Annotated in this window: 3 protein-coding genes and 1 pseudogene; 2 read left to right on the top strand and 2 right to left on the bottom strand. The window is 69.9% G+C overall.

All coding sequences use genetic code 11. The features are described 5' to 3' along the window. A pseudogene (locus AC04L7_RS14905) lies at positions 1-192 on the top strand (lipid IV(A) 3-deoxy-D-manno-octulosonic acid transferase); the annotation flags it as partial. 8 nt (positions 193-200) lie between these two features. After that, positions 201-1,409 carry a CaiB/BaiF CoA transferase family protein gene (locus AC04L7_RS14900; protein WP_435996626.1) on the top strand — a complete coding sequence of 403 codons (1,209 nt, stop codon included), beginning with the start codon at positions 201-203 and terminating at the stop codon, positions 1,407-1,409. A 169-nt stretch (positions 1,410-1,578) separates the two neighbouring features. Here the strand turns inward: AC04L7_RS14900 and AC04L7_RS14895 are convergent, their stop codons facing one another. Continuing rightward, positions 1,579-2,925, bottom strand: coding sequence for a TolC family outer membrane protein (locus AC04L7_RS14895; protein WP_296279281.1), 1,347 nt, complete (start codon positions 2,923-2,925; stop codon positions 1,579-1,581). A gap of 22 nt (positions 2,926-2,947) precedes the next feature. Then, a partial coding sequence (locus tag AC04L7_RS14890) for a protein-L-isoaspartate O-methyltransferase family protein (protein ID WP_475513301.1) occupies positions 2,948-3,393 on the bottom strand: 446 nt, incomplete at its 5' end.

Here is a 3,393-nt window from a genome sequence, read left to right as displayed (position 1 = left end):
GTGGAAGCCGACGCGCTGGTGATCGCTCCCGATGCCGCCGGCGTGGGCGATGCGATCGAAGCCCTGCTTGCCGACGACGGCCGCCGTCGCGAGGTCGCCGATCGCGGCCGCGCGCTGGTCGAACACGGCCGGGGTGCACTCGCGCGCACGCTGGCGATGATCGCGCCGCACCTGCCGGCCCCGGTGGCATGAACCCGGCGGTGCCCCGCGCCCTGGCCGGCGTCCGCGTCCTGGACCTGACCCGCGTCCTTGCCGGTCCGTGGTGCACGCAGGTCCTCGCGGACCTCGGTGCCGATGTCGTCAAGGTGGAACGTCCCGGCAGCGGCGACGATACGCGTGGCTGGGGGCCTCCCTTCCTGCGCGATGCCGATGGCAATGAAACCGGCGAGTCCGCTTACTACCTTTGCACGAACCGCAACAAGCGCTCGCTGGCGGTCGACATCGCCACCGAGGAGGGGCAGGCGGTCATCCGCCGCCTGGCGTCGGAAAGCGACGTGCTGGTGGAAAATTTCAAGGTCGGCGACATGGCGCGCTATCGCCTGGATGCATCCACCTTGCGCGCCGCCAATCCGCGCCTGGTCTACTGCTCGATCACTGGCTTCGGGCAGGATGGACCCTATGCGCGCCGCGCCGGCTACGACTTCGCCATCCAGGGCCTGGGTGGCCTGATGGGCGTCACCGGCGCCGCGAACGGCGAGCCGCAGAAGGTGGGCGTGGCGGTCGCCGACCTGTTCACCGGCATGTATGCCACCGTCGCCATCCTCGCCGCGCTGCGCCACCGCGATGCCACCGGCGAAGGCCAGGTGATCGACATGGCGCTGCTGGATGCGCAGGTCGCGATGCTGGCCAATCTCGGCAGCCACTATCTGGTGGGTGGCGAGGTGCCGCCACGGCAGGGCAACGCCCACGCGAACATCGTGCCGTACCAGGTCTTCGCCGTCGCCGATGGGCACATCATCGTGGCGGTCGGCAACGACCGGCAGTTCGTGCGTCTGTGCGAACTGCTGGATCTCGCGGCGCTGGCCGGCGATCCGCGCTACGCGACCAACGCCGCGCGCGTGCGCCATCGCGATGCGTTGGTCCCCCTGCTGCAGGACGCGTTTCATGCCCGGGAGCGGCAAGGCTGGCTTGCCTTGCTGGAAGCGGCAGGCATCCCCTGCGGGCCGGTCAACGACATCGCCGACGTGTTCGCCGATCCGCAGGTGAAGGCGCGCGACATGGTCACGTGCATCGAACATCCGCATGCCGGCGCGGTGCCACTCGTTGCGAGTCCTCTCAAGCTGTCGGCGACGCCGGTCGATCTGCGGCATGCGCCGCCGCTGCTCGGACAGCATACCGACGAGGTGTTGCGCGAGGCTGGCTACGACGAGGTGGAGATCGCCTCGCTGCGTGCGCTCGGCGCGATCTGAACCGGAAGTAGGTGAGCTGGCCGTGGGAGCGACGTGAGTCGCGAGCGCTTGGGCGGCCAGGCACCGCTCGCATCGCGACTGACGCCGCTGCCACGACAGCGTGGCACTCCGGAAACGACGACGGCGGGCCGAAGCCCGCCGTCGTCATCGCGCACGGGACGCGAGGTGCTTACTGCGACACCGGCTGCGACGACAGGCGCGCTTCGGCGTCGGCGGTCAGCAGACGGTTGACGTCCTGCACGTCGGCGCCGTCGAGCGTACCGGCGGCCTGTTCCAGCAGCAGGCGGTTCTGCAGGAAGTTGTAGCGTGCCTGTGCGTACTCCACCTGCGCCTGGAACAGCGTGCGCTGGTTCTGCAGCACGTCCAGCACGGTACGGGTACCGACCTCCAGGCCGACCTGCGAGGCGTCCAGCGCGCTCTGCGCGGAGAACACGGCCAGGCGGCGGGCCTCCACTTCGGTCACGCCGGCGACCAGCGCCTGGTAGGCGTTGCTGGTGTTGCGGATCAGGGCGCGGCGGGTCTGCTCCATGCCGTCGGCCGCGCGGTCGCGCTGGGCCAGAGCCTGGCGCACGCCGGACTGGGTGGCGCCGCCGGAGAAGATCGGCACGGTCAGCGTCACGCCCCAGTTGTAGCCCTCGCCATCGCGCGACAGCGTGCCGGGCACACTGTCCCAGTCGGTGCCATTGGAATAGCCGCCGCGGAAGTTCAGCGTGGGATAGTGGCCCGCGCGCGCGCTGGATACGCCATGCCGTGCCGATTCCAGCACGTACTCGGCCGACTTCAGGTCCGGGTTCTGCTCGAGCGCGCGATCCACCCACGCCTGCGCGTTCTGCTCGGGCGGCAGTTCCGGACGGAAGTCGTCCGGCAGGCCCTTCAGGCCGCTGATCGGCTGGCCGGTGATCTCGGCCAGCGCGCGGTAGCTGTCGTCCAGCGCGTTGCGCGCGAGGATGGTGTTGGCGCGCGCGCTGTCGTACTGCGCACGGGCTTCGTGCACGTCGGTGATCGGCGCCAGGCCGACATCGAGGCGCTTCTGCGCGTAATCGAACTGCTTTTTCGATGCGGCCTCGTTGGTCTCGGCGGCGGCCAGCGACTCGATGCCGATCAGCACGTTGAAGTAGGCCGCCGACGTGCGCGTGATCAGCAGGTTGTTCGCCGACGCCAGATCGTAGTCGGCGGCCTGGCTGATGGCGCGCTGGCCGCGCAGGTTGGCGATGCGGCTCCAGTCGAAGATCGTCTGGCTGACCGAGGCGCCATAGCTGCGGCTCTTGCCGTCGCCGGTGGGATCGCCCGGACGGCTGCTGTGGGTCAGCTCATAGCCGGCGCTGCCGGTGATCTGCGGCAGCAGGACAGCGCGCGCCTGCACGGCGCCTTCCTTGTCGATCAGGCGGGTGGACTCCGCGATGGAGAGCTGGGGGTCGCCGGTGCGCGCCAGCTCATAGGTCTGCATCAGGTCGGTGGCGTTCGCCGCGACCGGCAAGGCCAGTGCGAGCGCGAGTACGAGGGGGCGACGGCTCATGCGGGTTCCTTTGTGTATTTCTTCAGAAGACGAACTGGGGCGCCGGCGCGGCGCCGACCAGATAGGGGAGGTCGGTTTCGAACAACGAGTCGATGCGGGGGCCGTTGACATCGTTGACGTGCAGCACGGCTTCCATCACCGGCGACACGCCCTGCACGACGAACAGGCGTCCGCCCGGACGCAGCCACTGCAGGAAGCGCGCGGGCACGGCGGCGACCGCGCCGGTCACGCAGACAACATCGAAACGACGGTCGGTGTCCCAGGCCAGCGCATCGGCGGTCTCGATGCGCACGTTGCTGCCGAGTCCGGCGGCCTCGAGGCGCGCGCGCGCAGCGTCGGCGAGGTCGGGGTGGATCTCCAGGCTGACGACGTCCCGCGCCAGGTGCGCCAGGCACGCGGTCAGGTAGCCGCTGCCGGTCCCGATCTCCAGCACGTCCTCATCGGCCTGCGGCTTCAGCGCCTGCAGGG

Source organism: Pseudoxanthomonas sp. LjRoot204_2, from assembly GCF_056175765.1.
The sequence above is the reverse complement of the archived record's forward strand: the minus strand, read 5'-3'. Positions and strand labels throughout refer to the sequence as shown.